We start from the raw sequence: 17,535 nt of genomic DNA, 5'->3' as shown, positions 1-17,535 counted from the left end.
TTACGGCCCAACGGCTTCGCCGCGCGGGCGGCGCCGCCCGTTCCGCCGCCGCGGCGGACGCGGATGACGAAGATTCCTTCCCCGCCACGATCCGCACATCCGGAGCACGCCCTGCTGCTGGCCGTCGCACGGAGGGCCGTGGGAATCATCGCGAACGTCGAAGCGGCGGTGGAAGCAGTGGATTGGGATGCGTTCCTGGCCCTGGCGGCGCGCAACCGGCTCCTGCCGCACGCGCACCGCTTTCTCGCCGCGCGGACGGAGGTGCCGGATGCCGTCCGATCGACGCTGCACACGGAGTACGTGGCCAACGGGCACCAGGCGCTGACGCGTTCGGCGGAGTTGCGGCGGCTGATCGGGGCGCTGGAGCAGGCCGGGGTTCGTGCGGCCGCGTACAAGGGGCCGGCGCTGGCGGTGCGCGCGTACGGCCACCTGGCGCTCCGGATGTACGCGGACCTGGACCTTCTGGTCGCGCCGGACCACGTCCCCGCCGCCGCGCGCGTGCTGGAGGGGTTCGGATACGTCTCCGCACATCGCTTTTCGCCGGCGCAGGACGCCGTCTTTCGCCGCACGGACGGCGACTATCCGTATCATCATCCCCACACCGCCGCGCTGGTGGAGCTTCACTGCCACGTCTCGTCCGCCCGCTTCTGCGCCGTCCTCCCTACGGCGGAGCTCCTGGCGCGCGCCCAGCCGGTGCCGATCGGCGGGGGAACGGTCCCGGCGCTGGATGACGAAGACCTGTTCATCGCGCTCTGCCTGCACGGCGCCAAGCACCGCTGGTCGCGGCTGGAGTGGCTGGCCGCGGCGGCCGCGCTGGCCTTTCACAGGCTGGACATGGAGCAGGCGGTGATCCGCGCGCATGCCTTCGGCGCGCGGCGGGCCACGCTGCTGGCGCTGCTGCTGGCGCGCGACGCGCTGGGGCTGCCGCTGCCGCCCTCCATCGAACCAACCATCGCTGAAGATCCCGGCCTCCCCGCCCTGGCGGCCGAGGCGCGCGCGCTCTGGTTCAGCGCGGAGGCGGACGAGCACGACACGGCGGCCAACCTGCGCTTCAACTATCGCGTGCGCGACGGGGCGGCGGACCGCGCCCGGTACGCCGCGCGCTGGCTGTTCACGCCGTCGCCGGAGGACTGGGCGTGGGTGCCACTGCCGGACGCGCTGTCGCCGCTGTACCGCGCGGTGCGGCCGCTGCGGCTGGCGCTGCGCTATGGGGTGCGGAGGGGCGCGTGACGGCGCGGGTGGCCGTGCGCTTTGGGCGCGAGATCGCGCGGATGATGCCGCGCCGCTTTACCCTGGCGATGGTGCTTACCCTGGCCGTAACCAGCGGCGAGGCGGCGGGGGTGCTGCTGCTGACGCGGCTGCTGGCGCTGGCCGGCGTGGGCTCGCTGGGCGGCTCGGCCGGGGCGCTGCCGCGCGCGGTGGACCGCGCCTTTGCCGCGGTGAACGTGCGGCCCACGCTGGGGGCGGTGCTGGCGGTGTTCGTCTTCGTCGCGGTGGGGGTGGCGATGCTGCAGCGCACGGCCACCCTGGTGGGCAACCGCGTGTACCTGGACACGGCGGTACAGGCGCGCGTGCGGCTGTACCGCGCCATCGCCCGCGCCCGCTGGCTGCCCATGGCGCGCACCCGCGGCTCGGAGCTGCTCAACGCGCTCACCAGCGAGGCCGACCGGGTGGGGAGCGCGGCGTACCTGCTGCTTACCCTGCTGGTGCACGCGCTCCTTTCCCTGGGCTACATGGCTCTGGCCATCCGGGTGTCGCCGGTGCTCACCGGCGTGGCCATGGCGTGCGGAGGGGTGCTGCTGCTGACCCAGCGGCGGTTTCGCGTGACGTCGCGGCTGATGGGCAAGGGGCTCAGCGATGCGCGCGCGGAGGTGCTGAACGCGGCCACCGAGCACCTGGGCGCGCTCAAGGTGGTCAAGAGCTACGGCGCCGAAGAGCGCAACGCCGCCATCTTCGCTGCCGCGGCGGAGCGCTCGGGCGTGGTGCACTACCGTGCCTGGCGCGCCCTGGCGGATTCGCGGGCGGCGTTCATGGCGGGGACGGTGGTGATGCTGGCCATCGTGGCCTGGCTGGCGCTGGAGGTGCTGGATGTCAGCGGCGCCACGGTGCTGCTGCTCATCTTTCTCTTCTACCGCCTGGTCCCGCGCCTGTCCAGCGTGCAGACCGTCTACCAGCAGCTCTCGCACGACCTGCCCGCCTGGGAAGGTCTGGACGCACACACCCGCGCGCTGGAGGCGGAGCACGAGGCGCTCTCGGCGGACCAGGCACGGCCGGTGGAGCTGTCGCGCGCCCTGCGCTTCGAGGACGTGTGGTTCTCGTACGGCGAGGCGCGCACCAACGTGGTGGAGGGGCTGACGCTGGAGATCCAGGCACGGCGCACGACCGCCATCGTGGGCCCGTCCGGCGCCGGCAAGACGACGGTGGCGGACCTGGTGATGGGGCTGGTTTCGCCGAGCACGGGGCGCATCCAGGTGGACGGCCGCACGTTGGACGAGTCGTGGCTGCGGGCGTGGCGCGCGGGGATCGGGTACGTGGACCAGGACACGCTGCTGTTCAACGACACGGTGCTGGCCAACCTGGTGTGGGCGCGCCCGGAAGCCACGGAGGCGGAGGTGTGGGAGGCGCTGCGGCTGGCGGCGGCGGACGAGTTCGTGCGCGCGCTGCCGCGGGGACTGGCCACGGAGGTGGGCGACCGCGGCGTGCGCCTGTCCGGGGGCGAGCGGCAGCGGCTGGCCCTGGCCCGCGCGCTGCTGCGCCGCCCCGCCCTGCTCATCCTGGACGAGGCCACCAGCGCGCTGGACGGCGAGAACGAGCGGCGCATCCGCGACGCCATCGGCGCGCTGCACGGCAGCGTTACCATCCTGATGATTACCCACCGCCTCCCCAGCGTGCGCGACGCCGACGTGGTGCACGTGATGGAGGCGGGGCGGCTGGTGGAGTCGGGCTCCTTCGACGAGCTGGTCGCGCGCCCCGGCGGCCGTTTTCGCCGCCTGTGGGCCAGCCAGGCGGGCGAAGGCGACCTTTCTGGGCCGGAGCCCGCGGCGAATGCGGCCGAGGTGGGCTGACGCTTTGCAAGCCGAAGAAGGCCTCACGCAGAGTGACCAGAGTCAGCAGAGTTTTACGTGGCGTTTCCTCTGCTAAACGGCTGATTCGGGAAAAGACGGGTCTCACACGGAGTCAACGGAGTGAACGGAGTTTTCTCGTGCCGTTGCCTCTGTGCTTGCGACGCGAAGTCTGCTGAACGGTGAGGACGATGACGGAGCGCGTCGCCGCTCTTCCATCCGCCAGGCTCCCGCTGATTAGCATGAAGTACAAAGTCATCAAGGGCGTCGCGCACGACTTTGGGCATGCGTTCGTCAGTTTGACGAACTACGTGGCCGACGACTACGTGATGGACCACCTGGCCCGCGCCGCCGCCGCGTCGGGCGAGCCGGAACTGCGCGTGGACCTGCTGACGGGCGCCGCGGAGCCCGCGGCGCTGGTGGTGCCGCTGGTGCGGGCCAGCCTGGACATGCATGCCGCGTGGCTTCCCGGAAAGCTGCGCGAACACGGCGTTCGCCCGGAACAGCTGCGCGAGGCAACCCTGTCCGTGCGCTCCGACCTGTCCCGCCTCCGTTCGCCGGCCCTTCCCCGGGTGATGCTGCCGCTGGTGTGCCAGGTGGAGCTGACGGACGACCGCGGCATCGTGCACGTGGGCACCGTCCGCAGCGAGTGGCCCGTGGAAAAGGGCGAGGAAGACCGTGGTCTCTCCTGAAACGGCCTGACCCCCGATGTCCAGCCTGCTGACAAGGCGGCCAGGACCCGCACACGCGGCGCAGACCAGCGACCATGCGGAGCAGGCTGCACGCGCGCGGCGGGTGTTCGAGTTGCGGCGCGGCGCGTGGTGGCGCGTGGCGCAGTCGAAGGCGCGGGGCGATGCACCGCAGCCCAAAACATCGGCCGTCCTCCGCTTACGGCAGCCGCACAGATCCCAACGCGCCACCTCCGTGCTCCAGCGTATCGCGAAGGCGTTCGGCGCTTCCGCGAGACGAGGGCACGCTCCGGGTAGGATGGAACGGCTCACGCGACCGCACACATCGCTCCCAATGCGCCAGCCGCGAAATTTTCGGTTGGCGCATCTCGTTGCACACTGGCCACTTACGGCTCACACGCCACCCTTGCCGAAGCCGGCACTCCCCGTTTACTCTGCGCACATCCGCGCCCCCGCATGAACAGTTCAGCGGGGGGTTGACCGTGTACGCTGAATTTCGTACATTGCGATGCGCAAGCTGGGGTTCAAGGTGGCCAGGTCCAAAGCCATCGCCGCGCTGCGGGCTGGGCCCGCGTACATCCTTTTCGAGGAGCGGGCGGTTCGCGAAGGCAAAAACCTGCTCGACACCGGCGAGGTTGCTCCCGAAGAGGTGGTCGCCCTGCTGCACAGGTGCCGCGGATCGCCGGACCAGTACTGCCAAACCGCGCACCACCGCGAACCCTCGATCCCGGTTCACACGTTCAAGCCGGTGCTCGGCGGGACACGGTGGTACATCAAGGTCTACTTTCTCAATGCTACGCCTGACCTTGAGCCCGCGATCTTCATCAGCGTTCACCGTAGCGAGGAGTGACTGGCACATGAAGAAGTTCTGGCGAGCCGGCGATCGCTCTCGCGCGATCTGCGAGGACTGCGGGCTGGTGGAAACCCTCTTCGAGTACCGCACCTACCCGCTGCAAACGCCGCGGGTAGACGTCCCCGGGGTGCTGGTGGCGGTGTGCTCGGTGTGCGACCGCACGGTGGCCGTTCCGCACCAGTCGTCGCCCAGGCTCAACGAGGCCCGCAAGGCGGCCGAGGCGCCGCTCGAGGCGCGAATCCCCCGGCACTTGGAGGACGTGCTGGCGGTGGTGGCGACCCATTACGGGCGCAACGACAGCGAGTTCCGCGGCGTCATCCTGCGCTACTACCTGCATGCGCTGGGGGAGAGCGATGCGCTGGCGCGGCACGTCCGCGAGCTGGCGGCCGGGGAGCTGGCTCGGGGCACGGCGGATGAGCGGCTGTCCGTAAAGGTACAGCAGCCGGTGCTTGCCCGGGCCTGGGAATCGGCGCGCAACGCGGGCGTGCGCTCCAAGACGGACATGGTGAAGGGTGCGATCATCGCCGCCGCCGAGGACCTGGACAGCGCCGAGGGAAGGGAGCGCAGGGAAACGCTTGCCGAGATGGCGGCGAGCGTCTAAGTCAATCGGCACGCCGACGCGGTCCGGCTCCCCACGGGCTGCCGGGTCCCCTCATCCCTACGGCCACTCCATGACGGATCTCGTCCTCACCGATCCCATGCTCTCGCCCCGCGCGGCGGAAACCGACGACGACGCGGAGCAGACCGCCCGCGCGCGGCGGGTGTTCGAGCTGCAGCGCGGGGCGCGGTGGCGCGTGGCGCAGTCGGGGGCGGCGGAGCGCATCGCGCGGCTGCGGCGGCTGCGGACGGCGATTCTGGCACACCGGCAGGCGCTGTACGACGGCGTGTGGGCGGACTTTCGCAAGGGCGAGGCGGAGTTCGAGATCACCGAGATCCAGATCGTGCTCGGCGAGATCGCGCACGCCATCAAGCACCTGCGGGGGTGGATGCGTCCCCGCCGCGTCCCCACGCCGCCGCTGCTGGCCGGGACCGCCGGCCGCGTGCGCCACGAGCCGCGCGGCCAGGTGCTGATCCTGGCGCCGTGGAACTACCCCTTTCAACTCCTGTTCGGCCCGCTGGTGGCCGCCGTGGCGGCGGGGAACGTGGCCATTGTGCGCCCGTCGGAAAAGGTGCCCGCCACCTCCGCCGCCATGGCCCGCATTGTCACCGACGCATTTGCGGAGGACGAGGTGGCGCTGGTGGGGGGCGGGATCGCGACGGCGGACGCGCTGCTGGAGATGCCTTTCGACCACTTTTTCTTTACCGGCAGCACCGCCGTGGGCCGCAAGGTGATGCACGCGGCGGCGGAGCACCTGGCCACCGTTACGCTGGAGCTGGGCGGCAAATCACCCGCGATCGTGGACCGCTCCGCCAACGTGGCGCAGGCGGCGGAGCGCATTGTCTGGGGAAAGATGGTGAACGCGGGGCAGACGTGCGTGGCCCCCGACTACGTGCTGGTGCACCAGGCGGACGCGCCCGCCTTTCTGGCCGCCGCGCGCAACACCGTCGCCCGCTTTTACGGCAGCGGCGAGGCGGCGCGGATGAGCCGGGACTTCGCGCGCCTCGTGGACCGCCGCGCGTTCGAGCGGCTGGCGTACGCGCTGCGGGAGACGATCGCCGGGGGCGCGCGGGTGGAGGCGGGGGGCGATACGGACGCGGAGGAGCGCTTTATCGCGCCCACGGTGCTCTCCACCGTGCGGCCCGACGCGCCGGTGATGCGCGAAGAGATCTTCGGCCCCATCCTTCCCGTGCTCACGGTGGCCTCCACGGACGAGGCGCTGGCGTTCGTCAACGCGCGCCCCAAACCGCTGGCGCTCTACCTGTTCAGCCGCGACGCGCGGACCACGGAGCGCGTGCTGCGCGGCACGACGGCCGGCGGGACGATCGTCAACCACGTCATCTGCCACCTGGCCAACCCGGACCTGCCCTTTGGCGGCGTGGGGGAAAGCGGCCAGGGGAGCTACCACGGGATCGCCGGGTTCCGCGCCTTCAGCCACGAGCGCGCGGTGCTGCACACCGGGCGGTGGAGCCTGGCGCCGCTCTACTATCCGCCGTACGGCCCGCGCATGCGCCGCATCGCGACCCTGATGTCACGGTGGATGGAACGATGGTGAGTGTCCGCGCGTAGCAGCGGCGACGAGGGCCATCCCTCCCGCCGCGGGGTCTGGCGGATCGGGCCGCCGCGCGGCACCTTTCCCTTCCCCGCCTGTCCTCCCATCGCCCGCCTCCCATCCGCCGACTCCCGATGACGCGCATCCTCACCCTTCTCATCGCCCTTCTGTGCGGCACCGACGCCGCGGCGCAGACCCTTTCTGGCGCCTTCACCATTCCCACGGGCAACTACGAGTACCGCTGGCGCACGCTGGTGCGGCCGGACGGCACCATCGAGCGGACGGCGATCCGCGGCTACCTTCGTCTGCACGCCAACGGGCGGTTCGCGCACCAGCGGCAGACGCCGGGGCTGGAGTGGTCGCACCAGAGCGGCGCCTTCAACGCGCGCGGAAACATGCTGTACATCAACAACGTCGATGGCAGCGGCGGCGACGTGGTCAGCGCCATGACGCTGCAGCGGGACACCTTCATCGTCCGGCACCCCGGCGACCGGCTGTTCCTGTGGCAGAACCTGCACGGCGAGGGCAAGCTGGAGTACGAGCTGGCCCCCGTGGGCGCGCCGGTGCAGCGCGCCCCGGCCCCGGACCTGATCCCCTCGCTGTACGGCCACGTGGTGGAGATCCGCTACTTCGAGCACGGCACCGACACGGCGCCCCCCCGGGCCCAGCGACGGTTCGCGACGTCGTTTCCCGCGGCTACCAGCCGCTGGATCTGGGCGCAGCTGCAGGTGGAGTGGCCCACCGCGCCCGCCGCCGGCGAGGTCACCGTCGAGTGCGCCATGCACGACTCCGCCGGAACGGAGATCGACCGCGTAAGCTGGACGATGCCGTACCGCGCCGGAAGCACCTCCGCGTACCAGGTGTACGGCCTGGGGAGCAACGGCGGCGGCTTCTTTCACGCCGACACCTATCGCGTCAACTGCGCCATCGACGGCGTGCAGATGATGGAAGGCACCTTCCAGGTCACCTGATGGCGCCGGAAGCCCGCCTCTCCCCCACTTTTCAAATCGCACCGTCCGCCCACGATCTGATGACGCGCATCCTCGCCCTTCTCCTCGTCCTGTTCGGTGCCACGGACGCCGCCGCGCAGCCCGCCGCGGGCGCGTACGAGGTGCCGATGGGGAACTGGGAGTACCGCTGGCTCACGCGCCGTGACGCCGACGGCAACGTGCGCCGTGAAGCCGCGACCGGCCACCTGCGGCTGGTCGCCGGCGGCCTGCACGACCACCTGCGCACCGCGGAGGGCGCCACGCTGCAGAGCATGGGATCGTACCGCACGGAGGGCCACCTGCTCCTGCTGCCGCGCACGGACATGGACAACCGCGGGCGGATGGCGGTGGACACCTTTGCCGTCCGCCACATCGGCGACCGCATCTTCCTGTGGCGGGAGGGGGGCGGGGAGACGATGGAATACACCCTGGCCCCGCCGGGCGCCCCGGCGGAACCGGCCGTGGTGCCGGGCATCATCCCCGGCATTCACGCCTTCGTGCAGTCGGTCACGTTCTTTGAAAGCGACGGCGGGCCCATGCCGCGCCCCCAGCGCCGCTACGCCACGGCCTTCCGGGTGGATTCCACGCGCTACGTGAACGTGCAGATCGACCTGTCCCACCCCATCGCCCTGGCGGACGGCACGCTCCCCGTGGCGTGCAACTTTGTGAACGTGGAGCTGGGGGCGTCGTTTCTCCTGGAGTGGCCCGCCGAGGTGCGCCGGGGCAACGCCAGCTCGGGGCTCTCCACGGGGTTCGGGACGGCGGACCCGGGCCACTGGCGTCCCGGCACCTACCGCGTCGCCTGCACCGTGAACGGCGTAGCGATCCCCGAAGCCGGCTTTACCATGCAATGACGGTGGATGCAGACGCGGCGCCCGTGCACGCTCCCCGCGTGCGCCCCGCGGCGGAGGCGGACGTGCCGCTGATCTTCCGCTTTATCCGCGAGCTGGCGGAGTACGAACGGCTGCTGCACGAGGTGGTGGCGACGGAGGAGCGGCTGCGCGACACGCTGTTCGGCGTGCGCCCGGCGGCGGAGGTGGTGATCGCGGAGGATGGGAGCGAGGCGATCGGCTTCGCGCTTTTCTTCCACAACTACTCGACGTTCCTCGCGCAGCCCGGCCTGTACCTGGAAGACCTGTACGTGCGCCCCGAGGCGCGCGGGCGCGGCGCCGGGCGCGCGCTGCTGGCCCATTTGGCGCGGCTGGCGAAGGAGCGGAATTGCGGCCGGCTGGAGTGGTGGGTGCTGGACTGGAACGAGCCCGCCATTCGCTTCTACCGCTCCCTGGGCGCGCAGCCGATGGACGACTGGACGGTCTTTCGCCTCACCGGCCCCGAACTGGCGCGATTGGCGGAAGAAGCACGATGATCCACATCATCCCACCGTTTCGAGGACGCACATGAAGCGCTTCCCCGCCCTGCTTGCCCTCTGCCTCGCGACCGCCGCGCTGGCCCCGGCGAACGCCGGCGCGCAGGATCTCGCGCTGACGCACGTCACCATCGTCGACGTGGAGAGCGGCGGCCTGCGCGCGGACCAGACGGTCCTGATCCGCGACAGCCGCATCGCCTGGACGGGCCCCTCGCGCGAGGCCCGCATCCCCAGCGGCGCGCGGACCGTGGACGCCACCGGACGCTACGCCATCCCCGGGTTGTGGGACATGCACGTGCACACCTCGCGCGAGGGGCGGGCGGCGCACTTCTGGCCGCAGTTCCTGGCGTACGGCGTGACCGGCGTGCGTGAGATGGGGAGCTACCTGGACTCGCTGCAGTACTGGCGCGGGCGGGCGCGCCAGCCAGGCTCTGGCGCGCCGCGGATCGTGTTCTCCAGCCCCATGCTGGACGGCAGCCCGCCCGCCTGGCGGCACGGCTACGGTGTCGCGGACTCCGCCGCGGCGGTGGCGGCGGTGGACACCATGGCCGCGCTGGGCTTCGACTTTCTGAAGGTGTACGCCCGTCTGCCGCGCGACGCCTACTTCTCCATCGCGCGGCGGGCGCGGGAGCGCGGCATCCCCTTCGCCGGCCACATCCCGGTGTCGGTGACGGCCATGGAGGCCATCGACGCGGGGCAGCGCAGCATCGAGCACCTGAACGACGACCTGTACCTTCTCTGCGTCCCCGGCGGCGCGGCGCTGCAGCAGCGCTACCTTGCCGCCCGCGCGCCGGGTGCGCCGGCGGATTCCGTTCAGCCCGCGCTGGACCGGCTGCTGGGCGCCCTGCAGGCCGGCCCCGGCGCCGCGGAGTGCGCGCCGCTGCTGCGCCGGATGGCCGCCCACGGAACCTGGTTCACCCCCACGCTCACCGTGCACCGCGGCATGAGCCCCACGGACGAGCTAGCGGCAGACCCACGCATCCGCTTTGTTCCGCCCAACCTGGCGCGGCGGTGGGAGAGCGGGCGGCGCAGGGGCGAAGAGGCGCGGATCGAGCAGCGGATCAACGCGGCATCCGCGCGGATGGTGGCAATGGCGCAGGCGGCCGGCGTGGGCATTCTGGCGGGGACGGACGCCAGCGACGAGGCGTACGTGTTCGCCGGCTCCGGGCTGCACGACGAGCTGGCGCTGCTGGTGGAGGCGGGGCTCACGCCGCTGCAGGCGCTGCAGGCGGCGACGCTGAACCCGGCGCGCTACCTGGAAGCCGCGGATTCCATGGGCACCGTCGCGGCCGGGAAGGTGGCGGACCTGCTGCTGCTGGACGCCGATCCGCTGGCAGACATCCGCAATACCATGCGCATCTTCGCTGTCGTCCATGGCGGCCGCCTGATCGACGCGGCCGAGCGCGAGCGCCTGCTGCGCCTGGCGCAGGACGAAGCCGCCCGCGCCGCCGTCGCTCCGCCCGCGCGCCAGCCGGAGTGACCGGGACGGCGCCATGCAGGCAGCTTTCGCTTCGATGTCGCGATCCGCGTGAAGCAATCATCATGAGTCGGCTTACACCACGAGCATGGGTGATCCAGCACGCAGGATGGACATAGGGGTCATCCACACCCCGCAGACCTTCAGCCAGCTCGGCATCCTTGTACTCGACGGGAGCGGGTCCATGGCTGGCTCCACGCCAGGAAAGATCTCGAAAGCGCAGGCCGTCAGCGCCGCCGTGCGTGAGATGCTCACAAGGATGAGCGTCTCACGCCACATGCGGAACTTCTACTTCGCCGTCATTACCTTCGACGGTCAGGCCCGCGTCCACACACCGGTGACTCCCGTCGCGGATGTCGACGACAACGCCGATTACGATCCCATGCGCGGCCACGGCGGCGGCACCAACATCGGCGCAGGGCTACGGGAGGCGCAGCAGATCGCGGAGGGATTTCTGCGCACCGCACCGGATGATCTTCCGGCCAGCGTGGTCATCGTGGTACTGTCCGACGGCCTGGATTTCGATCCCACCGGCTCCATGCGCCTCGCTGATGAGATCCGGAACAACCCGAGAATCACCATCTGCAGCACGTACTTCGCCGAGGTTGGAGCACTTGAGCCGGCGGCACAGGACCATCTACGCGCCCTGGCCAGCAACCCTGGGATAGGGTTCAAAACCATCTACGACGCCGAGACCCTGCGCAAATTCTTTCTCGCGTCCGTCTCGGCTGGAGTCAATTTATCGGTATGACTATAGCACGCTCGGCCGGCCGGATGGCATGGCGCGGCACACGCCTCAGACCCCGTGTCCACCCTCTGGACGGTGACGCCCTGCGCGCGGACTTGATCATGGAAACCGGTGAGGCTGCCGAAGCCCGGGAGCATCCCTGATGCTCCGCATCACCGCGATCAGCAGCTTGAGCTCGGGGTTCTTGCCGGAGTACGGAAACGTTCAAACGCTGGAACTGCGGGAGGCGGGGTTCGACGGCGGTGCGTTCGGCGACGTGTACGACCTGGTGGCGGTGAACGGCGCGCCGCCAACCTCGCCGCAAATCGTCAAGGTGCTGCGGGACAACGGGCTGGACAGCGCGCGCCAGGGCTTTGAAACCATCCGGAAGCTGCAGCACAGGATCCTGGACGACAATCAAGACCGGGCGGCTTCGGGCCAGCCCCTCATCCAGACCCATCCCGCCCTGCGCGCGCTTCCGCAGTTCAGTTTTAGCGGTCAGATGGGTGGCCAGACGGTGTTCGGCTATTCCGCGGACCGGCTGGATACCGCGGGCTATGTTCCGCTCTCGACAGTGCTGGACCCGGACGTCGATCCCGAGCCGCGGTTGCGGTACGTGGAGGAGCTCTCGCTGCAAGACAGGCTCTTGCTGGCGGAAGAGCTGGCGGACGGGATACAGGCGCTCCGCAGGCTGTCGTACATCCATGGCGCCATCAACCCGCCCAGGCTGTTCATTAACGTCGGGGAGTGCCACGTGGCCCTCATCGACTTCGACAGCGGGGCGGCGACGGACGCGCCGGACGAGGTGCCCACCGTTTTTGGCAGGAGGACGGACGGGGAGTGGATGGCGCCGGAACTCGTGGACCAGATCCTGGCCCAATTCGGCAGCCCCACCGTGGTGCGTGTGGACCGCTACACCGAAGACTGGGCGCTCACGGTGGGCATCCACTACCTGCTCTTTCTCTGCGGGCCATTCTTCTTCCTGCAGCGCTCCAGCGGCAGGAGCATCCGCGACTATCTGACCCGCTTCCAATGGCCGGCCTACGATCCCGCGGACCCGCTCTTCGCGCCCGGGCTCGAGAGGAACCACGCCACCTATGTGACCCTGCTGGCGCAGCTTCCCGCCCGGATCTTTCAGCGGATGTCGGACGCGGTGAACGGGGGCGGGGCGGAGCCCGCGCGGCGACCCGTGCCGTACCAGTGGATCACGGACCTGCGCCATGCGCACGCGCCGCTGGAGATCCTTCGCTTTCAGGTGGAGCCCGATGCGGTCGCGGAGGGACACCCCGTGCGCCTTGTCTGGGAAGTGACGGGAGCGCACCGGGTCAGCATCGACCGCGGGATCGGGGAGGTGGGCGAGACGGGGAGCCGCGAGGTCTTTCCCCTCGCGAACGGCTCGTACACGCTCACGGCGGTGGCTCGTGGCGGGGAAACGTATTCAGCGAGGGCGCTGGTGCGCGTCCAATCCACGCCTCCGAAGCCCGTCGCCCCACCGCCACGGTCCAGCCCGCTCCGCGTCTTCATCAGCTACAGCCGCAAGGACCGGCGGTGGATCGAACGCATCCGCGTGCACCTGAAGCCGCTCGCCCGGGAATACGACCTGGACGTGTGGGACGACAGCCGGATCAGCGCCGGCTCCGACTGGCGCGAGCAGATCGAGCAGGCGATCGACACGGCGGGAGCCGCTCTGATGCTGGTGAGCGCGGACTTCCTGGCGTCGGACTTTGTACACGAGGTGGAGCTGCCCAAGCTGCTGGTGAAGGCCGAGCAGCACGGGACCCTGATCCTGCCACTGATCGTAAGCGCGTGTCGATACTCGGAAACGCCCTGGCTGCAAAAGCTCCAGGCCGTCAACGATCCGCGGAGGCCCATCGACCAGCTTCCCCGCGGAGAGCGGGAGCAGAAGTTCGTGGAGCTTGCCCTGGAACTGGAGCGGGCACTGCGCCAGCCGGGCACGGCGTGATGGCTGGCCTTGGCGTAACGGGCCGGCGTTGAAGGTTCACCGCCTTCGATCGTTTCCGCATTGCCTCACCATCGCCGGCGCTTGTCGGCCCCACGACTTGCACACCTCTCGATCATGGCCCTGACTTCCTGCCGCGCGTGCGGCGCCGCCGTTCGCGCCGGTTCCCAGGCGTGCCCCAATTGCGGGGCCGCGATGGGGCCCGTTCCCGCCGCGGTGTACCGCCCGCCGCCGCCCCGTCCGCCTCCGGCGAAGCGGCCCTGGTGGGCAACCCTGGGGAACCTCGTCGGATGGGCGGTCATCCTGGGAGTGCTGGGGCTGGTCGTGGTCGCGTTCGTCCGCGGCTCCGCGGAGAGCGGACGGCGCAAGACGGAACAGGCCGAGATGGCGCGGGAAACGCCGCACGTCCGCACGGTGTTCGGGATGATGCAGGACACCCTGCCCAACGCGCCGTCCCTCGACACCACCGCAAGGCCGCTGCCGACCACCGACCGGGCCAAGCGGGTGTGGGTGATCAGCCGCATGCTGGTGGACCGCTGGGCGTGGGAGCGGCAGATCATGACGCGGCACGGCGTTACCCGGCACACCGTACCCGCGACCATGGAGACGGCGCACTACCAGGCGAACGCGCGCGACTACCCCCAGGTGGGCAAGTACCTGGAAGGCCGCGTCGCGGCGATCGCGGAAATCGAAAAAGAGTCGGCCGCGTGGGTAGAGGAGCGCACGGCAGTGCTGGCGCGGGAGTCGGGGATCCCCGCAGGCGAGATCCGCGAGCTCTTTCCGCCCGACTTTGGCGGCCAGGCGCGCGACGATGCGCGGCAGCTGAACGCGCTGCTGGAGATCCACCGCCACTGGGTGCGCGTGGACCCGCGGGTGCGCCCCGCCGGGGGAGACATGCTGAGCTGGCAGAGCCAGGACGAGATGAACCGCGCCAACGAGCTGGCGACGGAGGCAAGGGCCGCCGCAGGCTTCTCGGCGCAGGTACGGCAGGAAAGGCTCGAGGCGGAGAAAGCCGCCATCACCCGCGTCATCAGTGACGGCTGAGGAACGTCGCACGCACGGTCGATGGGAGAAGGGCCGCCTCCGCGGGGGGGGCGGCCCGTCGATCGTCAACCCGTCTCGTCAGGCGCGCTTGCGAGGCATCGGCACCAGGAAGGCGATCGCGACCAGGATTACGGGCACGCCAAAGCGGACGAAGCGCTGCCCGGGCGTCAGGCCAGGCTGAAGCGCCTGCCATCCGCCGTACAGGCACACCGCGGCCACGAAAATCCACATGGCCGTGCGCCAGCTCCAGTACTTTCCGTTCGCCGCAATCAGCCCGGTGGTAAATCCGTCGATGATCTCGAACAACATCGCCAAACTCGTATCGCTGAGGGGAAGGAGAAAGGATTCGTACGAAGTGGAGCCGATCCGTCCAGAAGCGTTGACTTTCTGCGGGAGGCACCGCGCGTAACCTGCTTGTACCCTGAAGATTGGCACCGGCCGCAGGACCTCGCCTGCCTGACCGGCGGACCTGGAACGGCTCCCGGCAAGGCTGGATCTCGCGCGACCCGATCAAGATCCTTCAGTCGCGCATGCTTCGTGGCCAGGAAAGCTACGGGCGTGCGCTCCCTCAGGCTCAGGATGACACCGCACCTCCGCTCGCTCGCGAGGGGCACTTTCTGCGCTACAAATCCAGCCTCTGGGTTCTGCTGGCAAGGTCCTTCGGTCGGCGCCACACCATTTCGTACAAGCAAGATGCGACGCGGCGCCTCCCTCAGGATGACGGATCGTGTGGGCAGGTGTGGCACCATCGTTCCGGGAAAATCACCTGGGTCGTTTCCGGATGCTGTACGGGACCAAGTCACATACGGATTGGATCTCACCGGGCCGGCGCGCGGCGTGGCGAGCAGCCCAGCGAATCGGGAGGCGGTTCGCCGCGGCCCTGGTGCCATCGCAGGCACGCCGCCAGGCTGTCCGGGTGCATCACCCCGCCCCCCCAGGCAACCTTCTGCCCGACCGTGTAGCCCTCCCACGCGGGCTGGCGCATCCAGCCGGGGAACGTGCCGGTATGCCCTTCCACCTCGACGATGACGGCGTACTGGTCGATGCGGGAGTACACCGGCCGCGACCGCGCGGCGGCCGGAATGCTGGGCCACACGGGGGCCCGCCAGGTGCCCGTGTCCGTGCGAGCCGTCTCGAGAAGCGTGTCGGCGGGCACCCACTCCGCCACACGGTACACGTACCAGGGAGCGTAGGTGGTGTCCGTGCGGTACACGGCGACCTCGCCGGCCACCGTGTCGTACGTGGTTTCGCCCCGCCGAAGCCGACGCCCGCTGATGCGGTAGTTGCGGCTGGCCTTTTCCTGCATGACCGTCTCGGTGCCCACCTGCACGCGCACGGTATCGCGGATCCGCCGCTCGCTGCGCACCACCTCCCCGCTGTCGGGGACCTCCCATCCTTCGTCCTCGCGCCACCGCCGCTCCAGCAGCACGATTTCACGGCTCCACTCCTTGGCCACCACCCTGCCGGGCCTGCGCTCCTGGATCTCCCGTTTGCGGGCGGCGGCCTCGGTCGCCAGGACAAAGGAGACGATCAGGCCGATGAGCGTGGCGGCGCCGCCAAAGAACCAGAGGATGCCGCGCAGCCAGCGCCTCCTTTTCCTGGGCCTGCCTTCGGAAGGGGACATGGGCGAAGGGAGCTGAAGGGTGATATCCGTGGGGCTAGGGAAGGGACGATTCGGACCGGCGGCGCACGGCGAGCGGCCGCGCGGTGCTCCGCGGCCGCGTGTAACCAGATTCGTGGTGTTTTTGTTCCAGAAAGGAGAGATGCCGCACACTCACGTCGTGGCGTTCACGGCAACGAGAGCGCGGCGCCGCCAGCCTTGGTGGTGCGTCGATCGTGAGATCCTTCGATCACAGATAAGCGTGTGCGCGATCGAAGGACCTTCTCTCCCGTGACGAGGGGCGCGCGGTCGGCAGGGATTCCGCCTCACGGATTTGCCCGCGGGTCTCCGCGGTCGCGCCGTACGTCCCGCGAGGGCAAGGACGCACGGCGGCGTCCTTCAGGATGACGGGTGCGGGGCGTGGGACAGCCGCAGAAGCTCGTCGTGGACGCGGCCGTTGCTGGCGGCGATGCCGCGCCAGGTGGGCTCGGGCTGGTTGAAGCGCGCGGCGCTGCCGTCCAGCAGCGTCGCCCGGCCGCCGGCCTCCTGCACGATGACCACGGCGGCGGCCACGTCCCACTCGGCCTTGGGCCCGCGCGAAACGAACGCCTCAGCCCCGCCCTGCGCCACGCGGCACATCTTGTACGCCGTGCTCCCCAGCGGCTCCACGCTCCACGCGCCGTGGAACGCGTCGAACTCGCCGCGCTTCATCTCCCACCGCGACGCCACGATGCGCGGCGTCCCGTCCGCATCCACCTCCGACACGCGGATCGGCTCGCCGTCGCAAAAGGCGCCGCCACCCTCTACCGCGCTGAACATCTCGCCGGTGACGGGGTTGTGGACGACGCCGGCGACCGCGCGGCCGCCGTCCACCAGCCCCACGCAGACGGCGAACTCCGGCCGCCCCGCCACGAAGCTGTTGGTGCCGTCGATGGGATCCACCACCCACAGCCGCTGGCGCTTCAGCCGCTCCGGCGAGTCCGCCGTCTCCTCCGAAAGCCAGCCGTAGTCCGGTCGCTCGCCCAGAAGGATGCGGTGCAGGATGCGGTCGGCCGCCAGGTCCGCCTCGGTCACCGGCTGGTCGGCGGACTTGAAGCGCACCTCCTGCTCCACGCGAAACGCGCGCATGATGGACTCACCCGCGGCGCGTGCGGCGCGGACCGCCAGTTCCAGATCTGCCTGATAGGGGTTGCTCACTCAGCCTGCCTGCCACGCGCCGGACGAACGCCGGCGCACGGGATTGAGATTCGATGGATGAGAAAAACCGCGAGGGCGAATAAATTCGCGGCAACAACTACACGAATTCCGCCTTCGCGGAATGGTGGATTCGCGGTAACTCACGGTGCGATGCGCGTGGAGGGTTCACCGCGTGGCCCACGCGTGTCCCTGGCTTCGGAAGAGCGATTGAAATCGCGGCAACAACCTCACACTGTCCGCCTTCGCGGACACGCGGGCCGCCGGTTCTCTCCGCACTCCGGCGGGTCGCGGGCCCATCACACCATCACACCATCACACCATCACACCATCACACCATCACACCATCACACCATCACACCATCACACCATCACACCATCACACCATCACACCATCACACCATCACACCCTCACACCAGCACA

Annotated in this window: 16 protein-coding genes; 13 read left to right on the top strand and 3 right to left on the bottom strand. The window is 70.0% G+C overall.

The annotated features are described in order from the left end of the window. Positions 1 to 63: 63 nt before the first annotated feature. The 13 genes from ACOJUJ_RS01370 to ACOJUJ_RS01310 all read left to right on the top strand — a co-directional run bounded on the left by ACOJUJ_RS01370 (position 64) and on the right by ACOJUJ_RS01310 (position 14,317). Positions 64 to 1,230: a nucleotidyltransferase family protein gene (locus ACOJUJ_RS01370; RefSeq protein ID WP_420125044.1), complete on the top strand. Its 1,167-nt coding sequence runs from the start codon at positions 64 to 66 to the stop codon at positions 1,228 to 1,230. Then, on the top strand, positions 1,227 to 3,065 hold the full coding sequence (locus ACOJUJ_RS01365) for an ABC transporter ATP-binding protein (RefSeq protein WP_420125043.1): 1,839 nt from the start codon (positions 1,227 to 1,229) through the stop codon (positions 3,063 to 3,065). The genes ACOJUJ_RS01370 and ACOJUJ_RS01365 overlap by 4 nt, the downstream gene beginning before the upstream one ends. Before the next feature lie 239 nt (positions 3,066 to 3,304). After that, positions 3,305 to 3,754 (top strand): hypothetical protein, encoded by a 450-nt coding sequence (locus tag ACOJUJ_RS01360; protein WP_420125042.1) that lies wholly within the window; start codon positions 3,305 to 3,307, stop codon positions 3,752 to 3,754. Between the two features lie 505 nt (positions 3,755 to 4,259). After that, positions 4,260 to 4,601, top strand: a complete 342-nt coding sequence (locus ACOJUJ_RS01355) for a hypothetical protein (RefSeq protein WP_420125041.1) — start codon at positions 4,260 to 4,262, stop codon at positions 4,599 to 4,601. Positions 4,602 to 4,608: 7 nt separating this feature from the next. After that, a complete protein-coding gene (locus tag ACOJUJ_RS01350; RefSeq protein ID WP_420125040.1) occupies positions 4,609 to 5,205 on the top strand; it encodes a hypothetical protein in 597 nt (198 codons plus the stop codon). Positions 5,206 to 5,275: 70 nt separating this feature from the next. Continuing rightward, entirely contained in the window at positions 5,276 to 6,757 is a 1,482-nt protein-coding gene (locus ACOJUJ_RS01345) for an aldehyde dehydrogenase family protein (protein WP_420125039.1), read from the top strand. A 131-nt stretch (positions 6,758 to 6,888) separates the two neighbouring features. Next, positions 6,889 to 7,725, top strand: a complete 837-nt coding sequence (locus ACOJUJ_RS01340) for a hypothetical protein (protein ID WP_420125038.1) — start codon at positions 6,889 to 6,891, stop codon at positions 7,723 to 7,725. A 59-nt stretch (positions 7,726 to 7,784) separates the two neighbouring features. Next, the gene (locus ACOJUJ_RS01335) at positions 7,785 to 8,597 is read left to right on the top strand and encodes a hypothetical protein (RefSeq protein WP_420125037.1); all 813 of its coding nucleotides are present in this window, start codon (positions 7,785 to 7,787) and stop codon (positions 8,595 to 8,597) included. Then, complete coding sequence (locus tag ACOJUJ_RS01330) at positions 8,594 to 9,109, top strand: GNAT family N-acetyltransferase (protein ID WP_420125036.1); 516 nt, start codon at positions 8,594 to 8,596, stop codon at positions 9,107 to 9,109. Before ACOJUJ_RS01335 ends, ACOJUJ_RS01330 begins: the two co-directional genes overlap by 4 nt. Before the next feature lie 31 nt (positions 9,110 to 9,140). After that, on the top strand, positions 9,141 to 10,589 hold the full coding sequence (locus ACOJUJ_RS01325; protein ID WP_420125035.1) for an amidohydrolase family protein: 1,449 nt from the start codon (positions 9,141 to 9,143) through the stop codon (positions 10,587 to 10,589). A gap of 106 nt (positions 10,590 to 10,695) precedes the next feature. After that, a complete protein-coding gene (locus tag ACOJUJ_RS01320; protein ID WP_420125034.1) occupies positions 10,696 to 11,337 on the top strand; it encodes a vWA domain-containing protein in 642 nt (213 codons plus the stop codon). 139 nt (positions 11,338 to 11,476) lie between these two features. Then, positions 11,477 to 13,276, top strand: coding sequence for a TIR domain-containing protein (locus ACOJUJ_RS01315; protein ID WP_420125033.1), 1,800 nt, complete (start codon positions 11,477 to 11,479; stop codon positions 13,274 to 13,276). Positions 13,277 to 13,468: 192 nt separating this feature from the next. Continuing rightward, positions 13,469 to 14,317: a hypothetical protein gene (locus tag ACOJUJ_RS01310; protein WP_420125032.1), complete on the top strand. Its 849-nt coding sequence runs from the start codon at positions 13,469 to 13,471 to the stop codon at positions 14,315 to 14,317. Positions 14,318 to 14,395: 78 nt separating this feature from the next. Here ACOJUJ_RS01310 and ACOJUJ_RS01305 read toward each other — a convergent pair whose 3' ends face one another. The 3 genes from ACOJUJ_RS01305 to ACOJUJ_RS01295 all read right to left on the bottom strand — a co-directional run bounded on the left by ACOJUJ_RS01305 (position 14,396) and on the right by ACOJUJ_RS01295 (position 17,114). Next, a complete protein-coding gene (locus tag ACOJUJ_RS01305) occupies positions 14,396 to 14,626 on the bottom strand; it encodes a hypothetical protein (RefSeq protein ID WP_420125031.1) in 231 nt (76 codons plus the stop codon). A gap of 508 nt (positions 14,627 to 15,134) precedes the next feature. Continuing rightward, on the bottom strand, positions 15,135 to 15,941 hold the full coding sequence (locus tag ACOJUJ_RS01300; RefSeq protein WP_420125030.1) for a hypothetical protein: 807 nt from the start codon (positions 15,939 to 15,941) through the stop codon (positions 15,135 to 15,137). 375 nt (positions 15,942 to 16,316) lie between these two features. Next, entirely contained in the window at positions 16,317 to 17,114 is a 798-nt protein-coding gene (locus ACOJUJ_RS01295) for a 3'(2'),5'-bisphosphate nucleotidase CysQ (RefSeq protein ID WP_420125029.1), read from the bottom strand. Positions 17,115 to 17,535 lie beyond the last annotated feature (421 nt).

Origin of the sequence: Longimicrobium sp., assembly GCF_048594345.1 — a bacterium.
Lineage (GTDB): Bacteria > Gemmatimonadota > Gemmatimonadetes > Longimicrobiales > Longimicrobiaceae > Longimicrobium.
The sequence above is the reverse complement of the archived record's forward strand: the minus strand, read 5'-3'. Positions and strand labels throughout refer to the sequence as shown.

Excerpts from the sequence above, each read along its gene's own strand:
- ACOJUJ_RS01370 (WP_420125044.1), top strand. The coding sequence starts at position 64 with ATGACGAAGATTCCTTCCCCGCCACGATCCGCACATCCGGAGCACGCC.
- ACOJUJ_RS01360 (WP_420125042.1), top strand. The coding sequence starts at position 3,305 with ATGAAGTACAAAGTCATCAAGGGCGTCGCGCACGACTTTGGGCATGCG.
- ACOJUJ_RS01355 (WP_420125041.1), top strand. The coding sequence starts at position 4,260 with ATGCGCAAGCTGGGGTTCAAGGTGGCCAGGTCCAAAGCCATCGCCGCG.
- ACOJUJ_RS01350 (WP_420125040.1), top strand. The coding sequence starts at position 4,609 with ATGAAGAAGTTCTGGCGAGCCGGCGATCGCTCTCGCGCGATCTGCGAG.
- ACOJUJ_RS01345 (WP_420125039.1), top strand. The coding sequence starts at position 5,276 with ATGACGGATCTCGTCCTCACCGATCCCATGCTCTCGCCCCGCGCGGCG.
- ACOJUJ_RS01340 (WP_420125038.1), top strand. The coding sequence starts at position 6,889 with ATGACGCGCATCCTCACCCTTCTCATCGCCCTTCTGTGCGGCACCGAC.
- ACOJUJ_RS01335 (WP_420125037.1), top strand. The coding sequence starts at position 7,785 with ATGACGCGCATCCTCGCCCTTCTCCTCGTCCTGTTCGGTGCCACGGAC.
- ACOJUJ_RS01330 (WP_420125036.1), top strand. The coding sequence starts at position 8,594 with ATGACGGTGGATGCAGACGCGGCGCCCGTGCACGCTCCCCGCGTGCGC.
- ACOJUJ_RS01325 (WP_420125035.1), top strand. The coding sequence starts at position 9,141 with ATGAAGCGCTTCCCCGCCCTGCTTGCCCTCTGCCTCGCGACCGCCGCG.
- ACOJUJ_RS01320 (WP_420125034.1), top strand. The coding sequence starts at position 10,696 with ATGGACATAGGGGTCATCCACACCCCGCAGACCTTCAGCCAGCTCGGC.
- ACOJUJ_RS01315 (WP_420125033.1), top strand. The coding sequence starts at position 11,477 with ATGCTCCGCATCACCGCGATCAGCAGCTTGAGCTCGGGGTTCTTGCCG.
- ACOJUJ_RS01310 (WP_420125032.1), top strand. The coding sequence starts at position 13,469 with ATGGGGCCCGTTCCCGCCGCGGTGTACCGCCCGCCGCCGCCCCGTCCG.
- ACOJUJ_RS01305 (WP_420125031.1), bottom strand. The coding sequence starts at position 14,626 with ATGTTGTTCGAGATCATCGACGGATTTACCACCGGGCTGATTGCGGCG.
- ACOJUJ_RS01300 (WP_420125030.1), bottom strand. The coding sequence starts at position 15,941 with ATGTCCCCTTCCGAAGGCAGGCCCAGGAAAAGGAGGCGCTGGCTGCGC.